The organism is Kouleothrix sp. 19917, from assembly GCF_057073505.1.
On sequence record NZ_CP097100.1, the window covers coordinates 387552 to 408876 of the forward strand.

The 21325-nt window shown below is 59.8% G+C and carries 14 protein-coding genes; 13 read left to right on the forward strand and 1 reads right to left on the reverse strand.

Features of this window, described 5'->3' with window-relative positions; translation table 11 throughout:
* The first annotated feature begins 1 nt into the window (after nt 1).
* From M1P90_RS36810 to M1P90_RS36860, 11 genes are all read left to right on the forward strand, one after another.
* On the forward strand, nt 2-403 hold the full coding sequence (locus tag M1P90_RS36810) for an E2/UBC family protein (RefSeq protein ID WP_483704885.1): 402 nt from the start codon (nt 2-4) through the stop codon (nt 401-403).
* Entirely contained in the window at nt 400-1818 is a 1419-nt protein-coding gene (locus M1P90_RS36815; protein WP_483704887.1) for a ThiF family adenylyltransferase, read from the forward strand. The genes M1P90_RS36810 and M1P90_RS36815 overlap by 4 nt, the downstream gene beginning before the upstream one ends.
* Nucleotides 1815-2201 carry a ubiquitination-like system serine protease family protein gene (locus M1P90_RS36820; protein ID WP_483704889.1) on the forward strand — a complete coding sequence of 129 codons (387 nt, stop codon included), beginning with the start codon at nt 1815-1817 and terminating at the stop codon, nt 2199-2201. Before M1P90_RS36815 ends, M1P90_RS36820 begins: the two co-directional genes overlap by 4 nt.
* 12 nt (nt 2202-2213) lie before the next feature.
* A complete protein-coding gene (locus M1P90_RS36825) occupies nt 2214-2564 on the forward strand; it encodes a hypothetical protein (protein WP_483704891.1) in 351 nt (116 codons plus the stop codon).
* 967 nt (nt 2565-3531) lie between these two features.
* Nucleotides 3532-4551 (forward strand): tyrosine-type recombinase/integrase, encoded by a 1020-nt coding sequence (locus M1P90_RS36830; RefSeq protein ID WP_483704893.1) that lies wholly within the window; start codon nt 3532-3534, stop codon nt 4549-4551.
* A gap of 84 nt (nt 4552-4635) precedes the next feature.
* Nucleotides 4636-5145, forward strand: coding sequence for a BrxE family protein (locus tag M1P90_RS36835; protein WP_483704895.1), 510 nt, complete (start codon nt 4636-4638; stop codon nt 5143-5145).
* The gene (locus M1P90_RS36840) at nt 5142-5942 is read left to right on the forward strand and encodes a BrxA family protein (protein ID WP_483704897.1); all 801 of its coding nucleotides are present in this window, start codon (nt 5142-5144) and stop codon (nt 5940-5942) included. The genes M1P90_RS36835 and M1P90_RS36840 overlap by 4 nt, the downstream gene beginning before the upstream one ends.
* The gene (locus M1P90_RS36845) at nt 5917-6495 is read left to right on the forward strand and encodes a BREX protein BrxB domain-containing protein (protein ID WP_483704899.1); all 579 of its coding nucleotides are present in this window, start codon (nt 5917-5919) and stop codon (nt 6493-6495) included. Before M1P90_RS36840 ends, M1P90_RS36845 begins: the two co-directional genes overlap by 26 nt.
* 22 nt (nt 6496-6517) lie before the next feature.
* A complete protein-coding gene (brxC, locus tag M1P90_RS36850; protein WP_483704901.1) occupies nt 6518-10165 on the forward strand; it encodes a BREX system P-loop protein BrxC in 3648 nt (1215 codons plus the stop codon).
* A 5-nt stretch (nt 10166-10170) separates the two neighbouring features.
* On the forward strand, nt 10171-14439 hold the full coding sequence (gene pglX, locus M1P90_RS36855; RefSeq protein WP_483704903.1) for a BREX-1 system adenine-specific DNA-methyltransferase PglX: 4269 nt from the start codon (nt 10171-10173) through the stop codon (nt 14437-14439).
* A gap of 57 nt (nt 14440-14496) precedes the next feature.
* Nucleotides 14497-15243, forward strand: coding sequence for a hypothetical protein (locus tag M1P90_RS36860; RefSeq protein WP_483704905.1), 747 nt, complete (start codon nt 14497-14499; stop codon nt 15241-15243).
* A gap of 284 nt (nt 15244-15527) precedes the next feature.
* On the opposite strand, the gene M1P90_RS36865 is transcribed toward M1P90_RS36860, so the two are convergent.
* Complete coding sequence (locus M1P90_RS36865; protein WP_483704907.1) at nt 15528-17039, reverse strand: hypothetical protein; 1512 nt, start codon at nt 17037-17039, stop codon at nt 15528-15530.
* Here M1P90_RS36865 and M1P90_RS36870 point away from each other — a divergent pair.
* Both M1P90_RS36870 and M1P90_RS36875 read left to right on the forward strand, forming a co-directional pair.
* Complete coding sequence (locus tag M1P90_RS36870; protein WP_483704909.1) at nt 17038-18789, forward strand: WD40 repeat domain-containing protein; 1752 nt, start codon at nt 17038-17040, stop codon at nt 18787-18789. The genes M1P90_RS36865 and M1P90_RS36870 overlap by 2 nt on opposite strands.
* A gap of 11 nt (nt 18790-18800) precedes the next feature.
* Nucleotides 18801-21323 carry a PglZ domain-containing protein gene (locus M1P90_RS36875; RefSeq protein WP_483704911.1) on the forward strand — a complete coding sequence of 841 codons (2523 nt, stop codon included), beginning with the start codon at nt 18801-18803 and terminating at the stop codon, nt 21321-21323.
* Nucleotides 21324-21325: the final 2 nt, after the last annotated feature.

Consider the following 21325-nt stretch of genomic DNA (forward strand, 5'->3'; position numbering starts at 1 on the left):
CATGGATCTCCGCCGGCAGTTCGACCTCTTGCCAGAGGATGAAAAGTTCCTTGAGGACTATGGCCTGCCGTGGGAAACAGTCGTGGACGGCTCCCAGTGGGTGCTGATCCACGACTTCCCTACCCACGACGGTTACAACCACACTATCGTGACGGTGGCGATCCGCATGGAGACAGGCTACCCAATGACCGAGCTGAACATGGTCTACTTCTTCCCCGCGCTCGCGCGCAAAGACGGGAAGTCAATCGGCGCCACCGAATCGCCCCAGCAGCTGGATGGCAAGACATTCCAGCGCTGGTCTCGTCACCGTACGTCCACCAACCCGTGGAAGCCCGGTGAGGACAACCTCGGCAGCCATATCATCCTGATCGAGGATTGGTTGCAACGGGAGTTCGACAAATGAAAAAGCCACCGGTGACACTGAGCTTCACTGCCGAGCAGCACGAACGCCTGCGGCGGTTCCTTTTCCCCGGCGACGGCAAGGAAGCCGTGGCGCTCGTTGTGTGCGGCCGTCGTGCCGGCGATCGGCGGCATCGGCTGATGGTACGCGATATTCAAGAAGTTCCATATGAGGCCTGCTCGGAACGTACGGCCGTGCGGGTCACGTGGCCTCCAGAGCTGATCGAGTCCGTGCTCGACCGCGCGGCGGCGGAGCAGCTCTCGGTCATCAAGATCCACAGTCATCCGGCGGGGTATGCTGCGTTCTCTTCAACAGACGACGCGGGTGATGCTCAACTCCTGCCGATGATTCACGGCTGGGTCGAAGCGGATATTCCCCATGGCAGCGCCGTCATGCTGCCCGGCGGGCAGATGTTCGGCCGCGTCTATTGGGGCAAGGGGGAGCTTGAGCCGCTCGACGCTATCAATGTCGTTGGCGCCGATCTGCACTTCTGGTATCCAGAGGCCGGCAGCGCGGACCTGCCCAGCTTCGTGGCTTCGCACGCCCAGGTCTTCGACGAGGGCACGATAGAGCGGCTGCGCAGGCTCTCGATTGCCGTCGTCGGGTGCTCGGGAACCGGCAGTCCTGTGGTCGAGCAGCTGTTCCGGCTGGGGGTAGGGGAGTTGGTGTTGGTTGACGATGACCAGATGGAAGAGCGGAACGTCAATCGTATCCTGAACTCCACGATGCAGGACGTGCGCGAGGAGCGCCCGAAGGTAGATGTCCTGGGAGACGCTGTTCAGCGGGCGGAGCTGGGCACCCAGGTCATTACGCTGCGGAAAAACCTTTGGGATCCTGCTGTAGTCCGTGCGGTCGCGCAGTGCGATGTCGTTATTGGAAGTATGGACACCGTCGATGGGCGCTTCCTGCTGAACGCGCTGGCGACCTACTACACTATCCCGTACTTCGATATCGGCGTGAGGCTGGACGCCGTCCCGGATGGCGCCGACAAGGGACGAATCCGGGAAGTATGCGGCACCGTCCATTATCTCCAACCAGGCCGGTCGAGCTTGATGAGCCGCGGGCTCTTTACCATGAAGCAGGTCGGCGAGGCAGGCCTGCGGCGCCACGATCCCGAGGCGCACGCCCACCAGGTTCAGGATGGCTATATCGCCGGCGTCGTTGCACATCGGCCTGCGGTGATCAGCGTCAATATGTTCGCAGCGTCACTTGTGGTGAACGAACTGCTGGCACGGCTCCATCCCTACCGTGAAGAGCCAAACCGCGAGTATGCAAGCGTGACGTTCAGCCTGTCCAGCATGGAGCTGATTCCCGAACCCGAAGAAGGGCAATGCGGGATCTTGCATAAGCACGTCGGCAAGGGAGATACCACGCCCTTGCTGGGCTTGATGGAACTGGCGGAAAGGCGGATCACGTGATCGCTTGGCCAAAGCGCTGGTTTGCCCCCCTTGGAAGCTGGCTGCGTGATCACTTCCGTCCGTCATACCGGACGGTGGTCGCCGAGGAAAGCCTGCCGGCGCGTCTTCGGAAACGAACCCTCTACATCGTCCAGGAAGACGGCTTTCTGGAACAAGCGGCCATGCTGTGCCCGTGTGGCTGTGGCCGCACCCTCCATATGAACCTGATTCCTGACGAGCGGCCTTGCTGGCGCCTGACGCGGCACGAGGATGGAACGGCCACGCTCCACCCATCGGTTTGGCGCCAGAAGGACTGCCGGGCGCATTTCTGGTTCCGGCGGGGACGCATTCAGTGGTGCCCGAAGATCAGGGGCAGCTATGGTATAACGCAAATTGAAGATTAACGAGGCGAAACTATGGAAGATAGTATCCGTGCATGCATCGCGCTAATTGCCGCCGGTGTTGTCAAAAACAGGCTGAGTGACTCCGTGTATGACTACGCGCAGTCGAAGCATGTCTCGATAAGTGGGAGAATCAGCGGCAAAAATGTGGAGGTGTACGACTACGATAGAAAATGCCATGTCTCCGGGACTTTGCCCGATTTGTATGATTATGGCCGCAAATGCCATGTCTCTCTGGAGATGAAAGATAACAAATTCAGCGGCTACGATTATGGACAAGGCAAGCACTTTGAAGGATCTGTGAGCGGTAACTCGATATCCATCTACGACTATGGCTGCAGTTCCTATTACTCCTACTCGGTGTAACTCGAAGAAAATTCCGCACCGCGAACCGACGACTACTCAACGGAAGGGAGGTGATGGCAAATGCCAGGAAAAGTCAACAAAAGCGCGAAAACGGGTAAGTTCGTCTCGAACAGCACCGTGAAGAAGAGCCCGAGCACGACGTACCGACAGACCACCAGGAAGGGCCGATAGTCGAAAGCCGGGCAGTGCTGCCCGGCTTTATTACAATCAAATGCTCAGCATAGGAGGGGCTACGCCGGTAGCCCCCCATATCCGTTCCAGTACCTCAGCGAGGGCCTTTGGTAGCGGCGGCCGTCGCTGCTTTCGACCCCGCGCGCCACGCCGCGCCACCCGAGGGCGAGCCCATTATCCGCCGACTGAAAGCCGGCAAGTGGGCGAGCTGATCGAGCAAATCGAAGGGTAGGCTCGTTTTGCGGGCGCAAGGTATAATTAGGGCATGACTAACCTATCGAAATCCGATATCCTGAACACCATCACGCGCACCTACCTTGAGTCCGGCGACTTCAACGGAACGTCGGCGGCTGGCCTAGAGGCAATACATGCAGGGTCTCGCGCCAGTACACTCTTGGGACATGTGAAATGAGATTCGTCCGATGCTGTAAGGCATTCCCGTGCCATGCACGCAAATAACGATCTCGTTCCTGATGTCCACGGTGGTAGATGGCGCGAAACCCTGGCAGGGGGTTTCCTCGGCCTCACCGCCTGGCAGCAAATCTGTGCTATCTTCCAGGTTGGCTACACAGCCCTTCCTCATATGGAAGCGCAGGATAGCATACCCGTATCTTCGAACCTCTATCGTAACGTTCTCATCTGTAGATATATCGCTGGCCCGCTGCTGCTCTGCCACTTGATTGCGGAAATGTTCCTGATTCGCTCCGCGAAAGGATCCCCGGATGGCTTGTAGGCGGCGCAGTGGTATGCTATATTTGTCACGGGAACGACTGTTCCCACATATTACGGCGCAAAGATGACCACCGATCCAGTTGCCGACAACCTGGCCCTCGCCCCGCTCCCGGCTGCCCTTCCGGTCTATACCCCAGTCGCCAACGACCAGTCCCCAGCTGCGGTCTACCTCGCCAGTCTCAGTGATGGATCGCGCCGCACGATGCGCACGGCGCTCAACATCATCGGCGAACTGCTCGGCGTGGGCGAGACTCTGAACGAGGCTGGGCAAGATGTACGCTGCCTCTTTGTTCCGTGGGCCAGCCTGCGTTACCAGCATACGGCCGCTATCCGCGCCGCGCTTCAGGAACGCTATGCCCCAGCGACGGCCAACAAGCTGCTGGCGGCGCTCCGGCGCGTGCTCAAGGAGGCGCGGCGGCTTGGGCAGATGAGCGCCGATGACTACGACCAGGCCAGCGACCTCAAGAACGTCCGGGGTGCGCGGCGGCCGCGCGGTCGCACGCTCGGTGATGGCGAGATTGCAAGCCTCATGCGCGTATGTGCTGATGATCTCACACCGGCCGGCGCGCGGGACGCTGCGATTATCGCGCTCCTTCGTGGGACGGGGCTGCGGCGCAGCGAGGCGGTAGCACTCGACTTTGCCGACTATGATCCGGCCACCGGAGCGCTCACCATTCGCAGCGGCAACGGGAAGAAAGAACGCCTGATCTATGTGGCCGGCGGAGCAAAGGCCGCGCTCGACGATTGGCTCATCACGCGTGGGCGAGCCGCAGGGCCCCTATTCTATGGAATCACCAAAGGTGGCCGGCTCGTCGTGCGCCGCCTCGCCGACCAGGCAATCGCCGTCATCTGCGCCGCGCGAGCGATCGAGGCGGGGGTAGCACCATTCACCCCGCATGATATGCGGCAGACATTCATAAGCAGCTTGCTTGACGCCGGCGCGGATATCACGACGGTGCAACGGTTGGCCGGGCACGAAGATCCGGCAACGACCTCGCGCTACGACCGGCGTGGTGAGGCGGCGAAGCAACGGGCCGTCGAGTTGGTGCATGTGCCATATTTTCCGCGAACCGGAGCGATCTAATCGAACAAGACATAGTTCCGTCCGCATATGTGGGCGAGGGCCTGTGATACTTTCTGGATGATGGAAGTCCCTCAAGAGGTATATATGGAAGCCACACAACTTGAGACGCTGGCAATTGTGCGGGCGGCTATCGGATTTCTTGGTGAACGAGAACAGTATGCTTGGTGGCAAAGTTCCTTCTTCTCTGCGCAAAGCCGTGCGTTTCTGGCGCCGGTGTTTGGGCGAACCCAGCTGCTGGCACAGACGACGGGCGTGACGCGCGCGGCGAGCCTCGTTCACGACGAACGCATCGGCGTCGGTCGGGTGTTTCACCTGTTTCGCCTGCCAGAGGATATCGAACAGGGTATCCATCAGGCGCTGCAACAGCCCGCAGTCGCCCAGCGGGTCGCGACAACGGTTACGAACAAAGAGGTTGCACTGCAGCATCTCCAGAACATGGCTCGCGCGACCAGTGCAGCGGGTGTTGGCCCGACGCGCATCGGTGATGCACGCAGCCTGCGCGATGCGCGAACCTGGCGTGCGGTGGCAGCGCAGTATGCGCAGGCGTTCAACAACGGCGACGAGGTCTTTCCATTCTTTACGGATCAGCTATGATGGTGGCGCACGACAAAGCCTATACCGTCCGGCTGGCGGCCGGACTGGGGATGATCGAGGAGACGGTCATCCTACTCGACTTGTGGCGCGACGGCATGGATACCAGCACGCTCACCCGCACGGCCCGCGAGTCCGGTCGCTTCCCGAGCATGTCCGCCAGCCGACTTGAGAATCTGGTATCCGACGGGTTCGCGCTCCGCTATCTGGTGGATAAGGGGGCGCCAGCGCGGCTGCTGAAGGCGCTGAGCCCGGTGATGTCGCGGCGTGAGCTCGAGCAGTTGATGTTTCTCTACACCTGCCGCGCCCACGCGATCCTGGCCGACTTCGTGCGCCAAGTCTACTGGCGCGCCTATGCAGCCGGCCGAGATACGCTCGACAATGAAGCGGCGCGTACGTTCATCACCCGCGCCAACCAGGATGGGAAAACGACTACACCCTGGTCCGATAGCACCATTACCCGGGCGGCCCGCTACGTAACCGGCTGCTGCGCGGATTTCGGCCTCCTGGAACGCGGCCATCGCACGGCGCGCCGCATTCTACCCTACCGGATCGAGCCGCGGGTCGTCGCGATCCTTGCCCACGATCTGCACTTCGCCGGGCTTGGTGATAACCGGCTGCTTGCCGATCCGGACTGGGCACTGTTTGGTTTGGAGCCGAACGACGTGCTGAGTGAGCTGAAGCGTCTGGCGCTCAAAGGCGTGATCATTGTGCAGACGGCGGGCGGCGTGACCCATATCGGATGGCAGTACAAGACGATCGACGAGGTTATCGATGCAATTGCTCACGGAGCACTTTGACGAGCTGATGGCGCGCGTACGCCAGGGCCGCGAGCTTGGGCACGCCAGCTTCGAGCCGGTCTATTACTTGGTCTTCCACCCGCGCCACATCCTCGATGTGAAGCGGGCGCTGCCGGCATGGACTGCGCGGCTGCTCAACGACGGCTGGGATGTGCAGCGCTTCTCGATCGCCGAGCAGGTGGCCGCGATCTTGGAGGCGACCCCACGGCGTGCGCTCTGGTTGAATGCCGATCGCAAGGCGCCGCTCGATTGGGATAAGACCAACAAGGCACTCACGACCGCGGTGACGACTGGCGACGATACGCTGCATGGCCGGCTCAAGGCGCGCCTGGAACAGCTGAAGGACAATCGGCGCGCGATCTTGCTGGTCACCGACCTTGAGGCGCTGCACCCGTATACGCGCATCGGCGCGATCGAAACATTTCTGTATGGCTCGTTTGCCATTCCAACGATCTTCTTCTATCCCGGCGAGCGGACCGGTAAGTCGCGCCTGAAGTTCCTGGGCTTCTACCCCGAAGACGGCAATTACCGCTCGGTTCACGTCGGCGGCTAAACAACAAGGAAAGCATTCTGCCATGAGTATCAAAACCCTGTTTGACCCGGCCAAGGATATCTACCGCACGATTGAGAAAGTGATCACCTATAACGCCGCGCAGGAGGCACGGCTGCGGGCCGAGATCACTGAGTACATCGTGACGGAGCATATTGAGGAGCAGTTCGACAAGTTGCTCACGCGCATGCAAGCCGCGATGGATCACGGTGGCGGGAATGAGGTCGGCGTGTGGGTCTCGGGGTTCTACGGCTCGGGTAAGAGCTCGTTTACCAAATACCTCGGCCTCGCGCTCGACGACCGGGTGCAGGTCGATGGGGTGCGCTTCCTGCGCCATTTGCAGGACCGGCTGAACCGACCGCAGACGCGCGCGCTGCTCAACACGCTGGCCGGCCGCTACTCTGCGGCGGTGGTGCTGCTCGATCTGGCCAGCGAGATGCTCGCCGGTGCGACGATGGAAGATGTTGCCACCGTGCTGTATTACAAGGTGCTTCAGTGGGCCGGCTACTCAAGCAACCTCAAGGTCGCGGCGCTGGAGCGACGGCTGAAGCGTGACGGGCGCTATCAGGAGTTCCTCGACCTCGTACAGCAGGCGAACATTGGCGCCTGGCCGGACATCAAAGACGACCCGCTGGTGATTGATAGCCTCATTCCAGATATCGCGCATACGCTTTACCCGGCGCTCTTCAAATCCTCCAGCGCGTTCACGACGGAGACCGGCGACTTCGTGCGCTTCGAGACCGATCGCGTCAAGGAGATGATCGACATCGTGCGCGAGCACACCGGCAAGCAGTCAATCATCTTCATCATCGACGAGGTGGGGCAGTATGTCGGCGCGCGCCAGAATCTCATCCTGAATTTGGACGGCCTGGCCAAGAACCTCAAGGAGATCGGTGACGGCAAGGTCTGGATTATCGGCACGGCCCAGCAGACCCTCACCGAGGACGACGCGAAGGCCGCGCTGAACTCACCGCTGCTGTACAAGCTCAAGGATCGCTTCCCGATCCAGATCGAGCTGGAGTCCAGCGATATTAAGGAAATCTGCTATCGCCGTCTGCTTGGCAAGTCATCCGCCGGCGAGCGTCAACTCGGTGCGCTCTTTGACCAGTACGGCCAGGCGCTGCGCCACAACACCAAGTTGCAGGATGCCCGCTTCTACGATGCCGACTTTGACCGTACGACCTTCGTTAATCTCTATCCGTTCTTACCGGCGCACTTCGAAATTCTGCTGCGCCTGCTTGCTGCGCTAGCAAAATCCACGGGCGGCATTGGGCTGCGCTCGGCCATCCGCGTCATCCAAGATATCCTGGTCGAAGGGCCGGCTGGCCGTGACCCAGTGGCCGACCAGCGTGTGGGTTGGCTGGCGACGACCGTCACGCTCTACGACGCGCTGGAAAAGGATATCCGCCGCGCCGAGCCCTCCATTCATAAGGCGGTGGAGAAGGCCAAGGAGCGCTTTTTCGATTCGCCACTCCACATTGAGGTCGCCAAGACGGTGGCGGTGCTACAGATCCTGGAGAACATGCCGGTCACGCCGCAAAACGTGACCAGCCTGATGCATCCAGCGGTGGACGCGCCCGCTCGGCGTGACGCGGTGGACGCGGCCATTACGGATCTGATCGGCGATGCCTTCGTGCCGTTCGGCGAAAAGGATGGCAACCTGTGTTTCTTCAGCGAGAAACTGAATGAGATCGACCAGGAGCGGCTCCAGATCCCGCTCCGCGGCATGGATACGCTCCGCATTCGGAATGAGGCGTTGCGCGATGTGTTCGCCGATCTTCCCTCGGCCCAGGTGGAGCGCACACTGACAGTCAAGAGCGGCATCAAGGCCCAGATCGGCGCGCAGTTATACCCCATCGCCGGCGATCGCGAGACGGTACAAACGGTCGTGGAATTGGTCGATCCATCCGGCTACGAGGCGGCGCGTACGCGGCTGCTGGACGAATCGCGCCAGCGCAGCGCCCAGCACACGATCCTCCTGCTCGGCCGGATGTCGCCCGAGATCGAGGAGCGCGCCAACGAGATCTACCGCTGCGAGCAAATCGTCCAGCGCTACCGTAACGACCCCGACCAGGAGGTGAAGGATTACTGCACCTCCCAGACGGATCGCGCAAACCGCCTGAAAGACGAATTGGCCCGCCTACTGCGGCGCCAGCTCAGCCAGGGCTCGTTCATCTTCCGCGGGAGCCCGACGGCGGTCGATGCGCTCGACCATGACCTGCAGAAAGCATCCGACAAGCACATGATTGAAGTCGCTGGGCAGGTGTTCGACCGCTACAAAGAGGCGCCGGTCCGTGCAGAGACGACGCTGGCTGAGAAGTTTCTGAAGGTCGGCAACCTGCGCGCAGTCACCTCCACGATCGATCCGCTTGGGTTGGTGCAAGTGAGCGGCGGCACGCCGCAGATCAAGACCGCCCACAAGGCGCTCATCAGCATCCGCGACTATATCGACCGTAACGGTACGGTGGACGGCAAGCGCCTCACAGAGATCTTCACTGACGCGCCATTCGGCTGGTCGCCGGATACCCTGCGCTACATGCTGGCCGCACTGCTGGTGGCCGGGGAGATTACGCTCAAGGTCTCCGGTCGTGAGGTGACAGTCAACGGCCAGCAGGCGATCGACGCGTTGCGGACCAACCAGTCGTTCAAGACCGTGGGCGTAGCACTGCGCAATAGCAAGCCCTCGAACGAGGTACTGGGACGTGCCGCTGAACGGCTCACCGACATTTCTGGTGACACGGTCATCCCGCTGGAGGACGACATCAGCAAGGCCGCGACGAAATCCTTCCCGCAGCTCCAGCTCCGCTACGGGTCGCTGCCCGCGCGGCTCGAGGCGCTCGGCCTGCCAGGCGCCGAGGCGGTTCGCGACCTGGCCCAGGAGCTGGCCGATGTGCTCTCGACCGACGGCTCCGACGCGCCGCAGCGGCTCGGCGGGGTCGAGTCGGTGCTGTACGACCGGCTGCGCTGGGCGCGCGAGGTCGACACGGCGCTCAAGAATGGCCTTGAGCCGACCGTGCGCGAGCTCCAGCAGCACCGCCAGGAGATCGGCGCGCTGCCCGACAGTGGCATTCCCGGCCAGCTGTGTGCTGATCTGGCCGGCGAGCTTGACCTGGTGGAGCAGCGGCTGGCCTATGCCGGGTTTGCGAAGCACGCTGCCGATCTGCGGAGCGCGCTCACGACGATCAAGGCGCGTGTGGCCGCTACCGCCGAGCAGATGGCCGGGGCGCAGCACGAGCGGCTGAAGGAGGCCCAGCAGGAGTTGCAACAGCTTGGCGTGTGGAGCGAGCTGACCCAGCAGGAACAATCCTCGACGCTGGCGCAAATTGACGATCTGGCGATCGACCCGCCACGCGCCTTGCAGGGCATCAAGCAGCTACTCAATCAGGAGTATGCAATTCAGTCGCGTGTGCGCGCCCTCAAACAGAGCGTCGAGCAACGGGGCAATCAGCGGCGGGCGGAGCGTGAGGAGGAGGAACGCCGGAAGCGTGACGAAGAACAGCTAGGCGATGGCGAGCTAGGAGAAAAACAGCTACGGTTCGCCCAGAAAGTGCAGCTGCGACCGCGCTTGCGCAGTGTTGCTGATTTAGACACACTGATCAGCCAGCTTCAGGAGCTGCGCGAAAAGATGCTGTACGCGGCGGATGTCGACGTCACGATTGAGCTGGAGAACTAACTATCATGGCTTTCGATCAGAATACCCGCAACCGGCTGGCCCGTTTCGTGACCGACGCGCGTACCCTGCTGACCGAGGAGTTCACTCGCCAGCTCCAGCGAAACTACGGAATCGACCCGACGAGCGGTGAGGTCACCGCTGTCGACCGCCTTGCTGGCATAAGCGACGCCGAGCGGCAGACGGCCGAATTGCTGCGCGAGACTGCCGAGCACTACCTGCCCAGCTTCGCGCGGCTTCCCGCGAAGAGCCGCCGCGATACGATCGAGCGGATCGTGCGCGAGCAGGCGTTCACCGTGCTCAACCGCCTCTGCGCCTTGCGCATGGCTGAGGCGCGCGGGCTGCTGATTGAGTCCGTCACCGCTGGCTACCAGTCGCGCGGGTTCCAGCTCTACGCCCGCCTGGCCAGCGCTGCATTGGGCGAGACCGGCGACGCCTACCGTATCTACCTGTTCAGCCTGTTCGACGAGTTCGCCGTGGACCTGCTCGTACTATTCGATCGTTTTGCCCCAGAGGGCCGGCTGTTCCCCGGCGAGACGGCGCTGCTGGCGCTGCTCGATCTGGTCAACCACCCAGAGATCGAGCCACTATGGGCCGAGGACGAGACGATCGGCTGGATCTACCAATACTTCAACAGTAAGGAAGAACGCAAGGCCATGCGCGACGCCTCGACCGCCCCGCGCAACAGTCGCGAGCTGGCCGTGCGCAACCAGTTCTTCACACCGCGCTATGTGGTCGAGTTCTTGACCGACAACACGCTCGGACGGATCTGGTACGAGATGACCAAGGGCGAGACCAGCCTCAAGGAGAGCTGCCGCTATTTGGTGCGTCGACCAAACGAGATATTCCTTGACTCTGGCGAGAAGGCGCCTGCGCCGCAGGACTCTACCGAAAATCCGTCGCAAGAACGTCTGCTGCGTCAGCCCGTCTACATTCCACATCGCACGCTCAAAGACCCGCGGGCGATCGCCATGCTCGATCCGGCTTGTGGATCAATGCACTTCGGCTTGTACGCTTTCGACTTGTTCGAGCGAATTTACGATGAAGCCTGGAAGCTAGAGGGCGAGCGCGGCCCCAAGGCGCTGGCGCGCGCGCCGATGGATGCCCCGCTCCACGAAGCCTACCCGGACAAGGCTTCCTTTCTGCGCGATGTACCGCGGCTGATCATCGAGCGCAATATCCACGGTGTGGACATCGACCCGCGCGCCGTGCAGATCGCCGGGCTCTCGCTGTGGCTGCGCGCCCAGAAGAGCTGGCGAGATCAGGGCCTCAAGCCGCAAGAGCGCCCACAAATCAAGCGCACGAACGTAGTCTGCGCCGAGCCGATGCCAGGTGACAAAGATCTGCTGGAGGAGTTTATCGCCCGCCACCTCTCTGGCAATGCAGAGGACAAGGTCGTCGCCTGGATGCTGCGCCAGGTTTTCGACGCGATGGCGCTGGCGGGCGAGGCCGGCTCGCTGCTGAAGATCGAGGACGAGATTACCGCGATCGTCGCCGAGGCGAAGAAGCAGTGGCGGCAGGGGCCGAAGTTGGCGCAGAGCAGTTTCTTCGCCGACAAAGCCGAGCGCACTACACAGCGGGCGCTGGGCCTGGACGCCTCGGGTATCACCGACGCGACCTTCTGGACACACGCCGAGGAGCGCATCGACGCCGCGTTGAAGGACTATGCGGCATTTGCTGAGGGCGAGGGCGCCTACCGCCGCCGCCTGTTCGCCGACGACGCAGCCCGCGGCTTCGCGTTCATTGACCTGTGCCGTAAACGCTACGACGTTGTGCTGATGAATCCGCCGTTTGGATTGGCTTCAACGAAGACAAAGGAGTTTATCGATAAGCATTTTCCAGAAGGGAAACTAGACCTAGCCGCTGCTATGGTTCAGCGAGTTATACAATTGATGAGCTTTGGGGGGGTCATTGGTGTTTTAGCTACTCGGACTTTGATGAGTTTGTCTAGCTTTGAAGGCTGGAGAACACAGTATTTGCTCAGAAATCGCACCCTGGCATGTGTGGCCGACTTAGGTTATGGTGTTCTCGATGCCGCCATTGTTGAGGCGGCTGCAAGTGTAATCGATTTAACCGCCAAGGATTCTTGCGTCTTCATATCGTGCCTGGATTTTGCTGACAAGGAAACTGCCCTTCAATTCAATGTAGAAGAGGCAAACGCCAGAAATGGCAGCACAAATGTCTTTGTTCGCAAACCGTCTGTTTTTGCAGACTTTCCGGCCGCTGTAATGGCTTACAATATAGAGGATAGTCTTGCCCAGAAAATTCTTTCCTGGACGCCACTAGAAGATCATGGTGTTCGAGCACTGAAGGGGCTTAATACATCAGACGACGAGCGATATTTGAGAACTGCATGGGAAGTTATTCCTTCAGCTATAGGTAAGGGTGGCACTTGGCATTTCCTCGCAAAAGGCGGTGAGTGGAATCCATACTGGGACGACATACATCTTCTTGTTCACTGGAAAGATAAGGGCGCCTCGATTCTTCTGTCCGGTGGAGATATACGAAACCCAGGATATTATCTCCGGCCCGGCCTTACCTACCCCCTTCGGACCACCAGTAGTTTTGGGCCTAGAGTATTGCCAAGGGATTGCGTATTTTCAACAGGTGGCCTTGCCATTATGTTTGAGACACAGGCAAGCCCTCTATGCTACCTCGGTCTCATGCTTTCACGAGCAGGTCAATTCCTTGTTGAAATGAGTCTTGGTGGTGGTGACTCTTCCGTGTCTGGCACCGCCGCTCGTAACTATACAAATGGGATGGTTAATCGTCTACCATTTCCTCCGCTTGGTGTTGATAGTCAATCGCGGCTTGCAAAACTTGTTGAGAATATTGTTTCAAACAGAAGGCTGCTGTTCACAACAGACGAGACTGCCAGGAGCTTTGTCTCTCCAATAATCCAAGGCGGAGTAACAGGATCGACAACTGCACGGATTCTATCCCATTTAGATATTTGCAGAGATATCGCCGATCAACAGGAACAAATCGAAACCATAGTAGACGCCATACTTCAACTAACCAAGCAAGAGGAGGAGATGTTAAGCGAGTTAATGGGACCATCAGTATATGCATACCCATCAGAGGTCCCGACGCAGGAAACATGTTCGTCGATATTAACACAATTCATGGACACTGATTCAGCGATAATTACATCGCTTAAAGTCAAGATTGGGCGAGGATCTAGGTTTGTCACAAAAAACGCCCAAATGGTTGATCGCAAATTGGAACTAATTGCCCATCTCTTCGGGTTAAAACTCCAAGCAGTAATTGATGTCGTCACATCTTCCTTTGCTAAGAGAAACGTGCATAGTTTAGAGCTGCAACTAACAGCGGCTGAACTTTTTTCATACTGTCTTGGCAGTGCCTACGGTCGCTGGGACATCCGCTACGCCACGGGCGAGCGGTCCGCGCCCGGGCTGTCCGATCCCTTTGCGCCGCTGCCGGTCTGCCCGCCGGGCATGCTCCAGAACGACCAGGGCCTGCCTGCCATGCCCGGCGACGTGCCTTCGCCGTACCCGCTGCGGATCTGCTGGCCAGGAATCCTGGTGGACGACGAGGGCCACCCCGAGGACATCGAGTGCCGCGTGCGCGAGGCGATCCAGGTCATCTGGAACGAGCGCGCCGAGGTGATCGAGCAGGAAGCCTGCGAGATCCTTGGCGTCCGCACCCTGCGTGAGTACTTCCGCAAGCCGGCTCTGTTCTTCGCCGACCACCTACAGCGCTACTCCAAGAGCCGCCGCCAGGCGCCGATCTACTGGCCGCTCTCCACACCCTCGGGCAGCTATACGCTCTGGCTCTACTACCACCGCCTTACCGACCAGACGCTGTACTCCTGTGTCAACGACTTCGTCGACCCGAAGCTGGCGCAGGTACGCGACGAACTGGGACGGCTGCGCCAGAAGAGCGGCAGGATCCGCGCCGACGAGAAGGAGCTGGAGCGCCTGACCGACCTGGAGCAGGAGCTTCAGGACTTCCGCGCCGAGCTTCTGAGGGTGGCAGCGTTCTGGAAGCCGAATCTCAACGACGGCGTGCAAATCACTGCCGCCCCATTGTGGAAGTTGTTCCAGCACAAACCCTGGCAGAAGCGCCTCAAGGAGATCTCGGAGAAGCTGGAGGCTGGCGAGTACGACTGGGCGCACTTGGCCTACAAGATCTGGCCAGAGCGTGTGCGCGATAAGTGCTGGAGCGACAAGTCACTGGCGATCGCCCACGACCTAGAGACGCTGTACGTCGAGCCGCCGGCGGGGGCGAAGAAGGGGCGGGGGCGAGGTAAATAGACCCAGGGGTTTGTGCTTCCCGGCTTGGGAAGTCGAGAGGGAAAGGGCAGGCACAGCATGCCAAGCAAGAGCGACGTCAGAGACGTTATTTTCTTCTACCAAATTACAGCCCTTGCATCTGCTGCGGGGGTGACCGCAGAGCAATATATAAGCGAATTACTTTGGAAGGAACCGAATCAACTCCACTTCCGGTTGAAACTACGCCACACCGAGCAGATGCTGCTGAGCTATAGGCGAGGCGAAGAGATGTCGCTGCACTGTGACTTGATTTGCTCTCCCCTTCGAGCTAGGAATTGGAATCATACTGCGTACGACTTCTCGCCCGATGGTGCAAGTGTTGTGGTTTGGGAAGCAAGCGACAGCGGCGGTTTCGCAGGTTACCGCAAGTATGGACTACGCCTAAAAAAATACGCTTCCAAGACAATACAGCGGGTTGCACAAGGCGAGGAAGTTTTTCCGCCCCCAATTCCGGAATTTAAGCGACCGTCCTGCACACAAAAAACAGCTGTCCAAGCTAAGCGGGACAACTTTCAGTGTTATAACATATATAGGTCTATTCATGGAATTGTGCTCTTGAAGAATGCCGGTGAGTTTATCCTTATAGGGAAACATATCTATAGCTACAATATTAAAGATAGACAACCTGTGATTCTTGTAAGAAACGACGACGAGAACGTGTCGTTCTCGGATTTTGTATTAAGTGATGACGGATTGTTTTTGGCTGGAGTCTGTTATGCACGTGAGAATCTGTATGAAACAGAGGGGTGCGCTAAACATAAGGGAAGCGATTTGGTGGTGCGCTGAACATAAGCAAGCGCAAGCCCTCTTGGTAGATGTCGTCAGGCGCTCAACGCTGGTGCTGCACGCCTGTGCCGGGGCTGCTTGAGGGCGCGCTCGTCCTTTTCGGCACGTTTTGCCGCATCACAGCGCTGGTTTGCCGTTTCGAGCGCACGAGCTCACGACCCGTCCTTGCGTCCTCGCGAACAGGTGTGTGCGGTTTGGCTTATCGTCCCTGGTTCTGGTGTCTCTCTCGGCGGCCCGTTTGCCACTCCCACCCACCCTCGAGTATCACAGGCCGTCCGCTTGAGCTATGCCGCCAGGGTCGTCGTTCTCGTGCTCGGCCGCTGCTCCTGCGCGGCACGAATACGCTGCAGGGCACGCAGATTGATCAGCACGTAGGTTAAGCTGTTCTGGTTCGCAATCGCTCGACCACGCCGCAGTTTGGGATGGAGCATACCTAGCGCTTCGGCCTGCGAATTGATCCGCTCGACCATCGTGCGCTGGGCATACAGTTGCTTGTACGCTGCACTCTCACGGTCAAGCGTGTGCCGAATACGCGCGCCGACATCAGCCGCCAAGGTCGTGGTGCAGCCACCCTTCTCAAAATGCGGATCGGCGATTGGGCAACTCGTACCTGTCGGTGCTGGGTGCAGCAGTGGGCAGCCACACTTCTCACGCGTGTGTGGAATCAGACCACTGGTGCGGTCGAGATAGCGCAGCAGCTGTGGCATTGGCAAGCCAGCTGCACACAGCGGACGACCGTCGGGGTCAAATTGGCGTTTGCCGCCTTTGCGTCCGGGGTTGAATGGCACAGCTGCAAAGCCGCCGGCTTGGTGGAAATACTCGTAGACGTAGTGCGCGTCGTAGGCGCAATCCCAGGTGCCGAAGCGCGGTTTGCGACCGAGACGCTGCTCGACGGCATCCATCAGCGGGAAGAAGTAGGAAGCATCACTTTGGTTGAACGGTCGGGTGCGCTCGGCAAGCACGACCTCGGTGCCGTCGGGTATTCTGCTGACCACGATGCCAGAAGCGTAGCCCCAGAAGATGTCCACGCCAAGCTGGAGGTCGCGAGCCGGTTTGGCGTGAGTGGCGGGAGCCGGAGGGTCGGCAGCACCATCGGCGTCGGCAGGGGCAGAGTTGCGGGCTTTCTTGACGCCGAGCTTGCAGTCCGGGTCTGCGATAGGTTGGCAGTCCTTGTCGAGGCGACCTTCCTTTATATACTGCTTGGGATTGTTCTCTCTGACCCAAGCCAGCAGCGCCTGGGTGTCGCCAGCGATGGTGTCGCCAAACAGAGCTTGCTGCTCGGGCGGAAGCGTGGCTTGGAGCAAGTCGAGTGAGGCGGACAGCAGCCATTGGAGCGAGTCATTGGGCAAGGTGCGCAAGACCCGACTGAGTTGACGACGGTCGGGGACGGTTTGGGCAACAGCAAAGCCATAAGGAGAGGAGGCATCCGGCACACACTGGAAGCCAAGCCAGCAGAGCAGGGCAGGATGCTCGAGCAGGTACTCGCGCAGTTCGGACATGAAACGCTTACCTTCGTGAAGTTTGACGAGATAGGCGGCGACGAAGGGAGCGCGCGGGTCAGGCTGAGGGCCAGGCCAGGGGCGGTCGGTGGATCGCTCGGGGAAGTCAGCCCAGGGTAGGTCGCCGATGAGTGCACGATACTTGGCGACGATCGGGTCGTTTGCGACCCAGGCGGGCAGGGGCAGGTCGGGGTGATTGAGCGGGCAGACAGGCTCAGGGGCTGGAGGCGAGCAGAGCGGCTGGGGCCGGAAGGCGGCGACGAGGCGCTTGAACGAGGTTGACAAATCGAGTAGCATGGCAGTGTCTCCACAAGTGGTGGGTGGGTTGTTAGCGCTTCCATGCTACCACTGGTGTGGCGGCACGGCGACGCCGGATGAAGATCCGGCGTCGCTAGGAGACACGAGCGCGACGCCGAATGGGGAACTGGCGTCGGCGAGTGACGCCGATCTTATGTTTAGCGCACCCCTCGAAACATATTATGAAACCTATGCGACAGTGTATGTTTGGGAGGTAGCAACAGGGAGACAACTTCGAAAATGGAACTGCCAAGCACCTAATCCGAAGAATGTTACCGTGAAATGGCGACCTGGGACGGACTGCGTGGCTTTTCACGATGGAGAAGAGACCCTGAGGATACTCAGAGTTACAGATAATGCCAGTGTCTTAATTGTTGATCGCATGTCTGAGGGTGATTGCAGCTTTAATATGAGTGGAGAAATGATCGCTCATGTTGATTGTAATTCTAAAGTCACCTTTATTGAGGTAAATAACGGGAGAACAATATTCGATTGTCAATTGCTTCAAGGCTATGAGCAAGAGCAAGTGGCGGTTCAGTCCATTTGCTGGCATCCAAAAGGGCGAGAAATTACCTGTCTGTTCACAAACGCCTTGTATATCATTGATTGGATCGCAAGAAAAATAGTCTATTCGTTGAAGACAGACGACCGCTTTTGCCAGGCATCGTATAGTCCGAGTGGCAAGTATCTGGCAGTGCTAGTCGGCTTTCATCGAGTGCAGATCATGAATTCAATGAGTGGCGGCTTACTTTGTACTATCTCATTGGATGACGTTGGCATTAACGCTATTGCTTGGTTGGCATCTGATCAGGCACTTGCATGTGTGACGGACGAGCAAACCATCCTCACCTACACGATTGGTAACCTATATCTCGACTGTGTCATCAAGAACTCGAGCCCAGTATGGAGTGTCGCTTGGAGCGTTAGCTCGTCTATGTTCTCTGCTGGTCTGCAAAATGGACAGGTTCGTATTTGGGAGGCCGAAAAATACAAAGCCGTAGTCCAATTCCCGGCCCATGCATATCCTGTGATGAAGATGACGTGGGTTCCTGAAACAACGATCATCGCCACTGGTTCTAACGAAGCGTCAGTTTATCTTTGGGATGTAACCATTGGAAAGAAAGTGGGTAGTTTGCGGGTTGACCAGAATGTCGTCACACATCTCTTTTGGAGTCATGATAAAGGCCTATTAGGAAGTGCTTACGGTGGGAGAGGCTTATATTACTGGGATGTTACTCGAGGCGTAGTCGTCGAAGAAGAAGATCGGTTTGTACACGAAGGCCGTGTCTTGAGCCCAGATCAGCAACGTTTCGTTTCCCTAAAAGAGGACGGCGACATCTGGGTGTGCGACATAGCTGGCCACATAATTGATACACTTAGCGAGCATGAAGGCGCAGTGACAGTTGTTGCTTGGAGTGATGATGATTCCCGCCTAGCCAGTGGAGGTATAGACGGTGCAGTGAACCTATGGGATGTGGCATCAAAAGACTCCTGGCCTATTTCTCGACAATATGGTCATATAGAACGTGTGTCTTGTCTTGCATTCAGTCCTGACGGACGCTTTCTGGCCAGTGGTGGGCGCGAGGGTACAGTTCAGATTTGGCACGGGAAGGACGGCATGTTGTTGGCTACCCTCGACGGACATTCGGAAGAAGTTACAAGTATCGCCTGGAGTCCAGATAGCACACAACTGATGACCGGAAGCCTGGACAAAGCAGTGTGCATCTGGCGCCTCGATACAATTCAGTGAATGGGTCAGACATGTCGATAACGGATTTCCTTCAAGCACACATCTTCCTCCCGCGCCTCCGGCAAACCGGCGTGCTCGTCGTCTACGACCCCGACCAGCGCTACCGTGAGTTGTGCCTCGAGCTGGCGAGCGACGAGCGCCGGGTGGTCGATGCCAGCGACAGCAGCATCGAGAGCCGCGCCGCGGCGATGGCAGCGCTGCAGCTCCTCGGCGAGAAGCAGCCGCCAATCAAAGAGTTGCTGGTCTACGTGCCGCAACGCGCCCCTCTGGACGACGAACAGCGCCAGCGCGACCCGTTCGCGCTCTACGCGGTGTGCGGGGCTATCTTTCCCGAGGGCGACGGCGACGAGTACTTGAGCCTGTGCCTCAAGGCCAAGCCCGATCACGCCACCGAGGTCCGCCGCATCTTCCAGGAGAACGCCAGCCCTTCCTTCGCAGTAATCGACGCGATCGGTGGGGGCGCAGGCTGGCCGAATCTTCAGGCGGCGCTCCATGTCGAATCAGCGCGCGAAATCATGTTCGCGCTGCTGGCCCCTGAGGAGCGCCAGAAAAAGGCGTTGCAGAGTCAGGAGATCTGGCTTACGGAAGCCAAGGCGCTGCTGCATGGCGCGCTCGGCCTCAACCTCCTGACACGGGCGAAGAGCTACGGCCCGATCGCCGACGAACTGTGGCGCTTTCTGCTGTTCAGCGAGTTCGCCTTCGACCTGCCAGAGGCGCTGCCCGCCGCGCTCGCCGGCGTGCCGCGCGCCCTGCCCGAGGCGCTGCCGCTCGTCGAAGATTTGTGCGATCTGCTGCGCAACAACCGGCGCACCCAGGCGCTCTATATCACACGCGCCGAGGAGATTGAGGCAGGCCTCGGTCTGCCCGACGCCTGCCGCCATATCGGCGATCTGGGCGTGCGTGACACCTTCCCATTCGAGGAGCGTTCATTCTTCACCCAGGCGGTGGACGCGCTTAAGCGCGACAATGTAGATCGGCTGCGCCAGCTCCTTGACCGGCACACGCAGTCGATCTGGGTCGGCCGCGGCGAGAACCAGGCCCAGTGGCAGATCCTCCAGACCGCCGCCGGACTGATCGAGGGCTGTGGTGACGCCGATCGGCAGCTGCCTGAGGCCATCCGCAGCCAGGACGCGCTGATCGATTTCTACCTTGCCGGACTGCGCGACGTCGACCGTCGCCAGCGCGAGTTCGAGCAGGCTGTCGGCGCCTATGTCGACCCGAGCGGCCAACTCGCCGACATCATCGGCCTGGCGCGCTTGACCTATCAGCGGCTGGTGACCCGGGTGCAGGGTGCCTTCGTGCGACACCTGGAGAAGTCTGGCTGGCCGCCAGCGGGTCGGCTGGCGAACGCCGACGTATTTGACCGGGTTGTGGCGCCGCGACTCCAAGAGAGCGGGCGACGCGTGGCGCTGCTGCTGATAGATGCCCTTCGCTACGAGCTCGGTGTGGAGCTGCAGAAACAGCTCGCCGAGGGCGGTCAGGTCGAGCTCCAGGCAGCCTTCGCCCAACTCCCAAGCATCACGCCGGTCGGCATGGCCAGCCTTCTACCCGGCGCCGGGCAGCACCTGCGTATCACGCACAAAGACGACGGGCTGGCACCGGCGCTCGGTGACCAGGTGCTCACGACCGTCGCCCAGCGGATGGATGTGTTACAGCGGCGCTATGGACAGCGCTTCGCCGAGATGACGCTCGCTGGGTTCGTGCAGCCAAAGGTCGAACTAGTGAGCACCGTCGAGCTGCTGGTTATTCGCAGCAACGATATGGACAGCGACTTTGAGAACAACCCCGAGGCCGCGCCCAGCCGCATCAACCACACCTTTCGGCAGATTGTCGGTGCGATGCAGAAGCTACGTGAGCTAGGCTTCCAGGACGCCGTCATTGTCGCCGACCATGGGTTCTATCTCAACACGGCGGCCGCGGCCGGCGACGTGTGCGCGAAGCCATCGGGCCGCTGGGTGAATGCGCACGACCGCATGCTGCTCGGCGATGGAACAGGCGATGGCGGAAGTGTGGTTGTATCGGCGGAAAGTCTCGGCATCTCGGGTGAGTTCAGCCAGGTCGCGCTCCCGAAGGCGATGGTCGCCTACCGTGCTGGCCTGGCGTACTTCCACGGCGGCGCGTCGCTCCAGGAGGCTGTCGTGCCAGTGATTGCGGTGAAACTGGCCGAGGCCGAGCAGAGCGCGGCGCGGCAGCCCACCATCACACTCAGCTACAAGCGTGCCTCCAAGCGCATCACCACCCGACTGCCGGTGATTGCGATCGACGTTGGACAGGGCGATCTGTTCTGGCGCGACAAGTCGTTCGAGATCCTGCTGGAGGCTCACGACAAGGCGGGCAACGTTGTGGGTGAGGCACGGCCGGGCGCGCCAGTCAACGCCGCGACACGAACAGTCGTCCTAACGCCGGACAGTAGCGTTCAGGTCACGCTGAAGATGGATGATGCCTACGAGGGCAAATTCAGCGTCAAGGCGCTCGACCCGACGACGCTCAAGGCCTACGCATCGATCGACCTTGAGACGGATTATACGGTGTAACG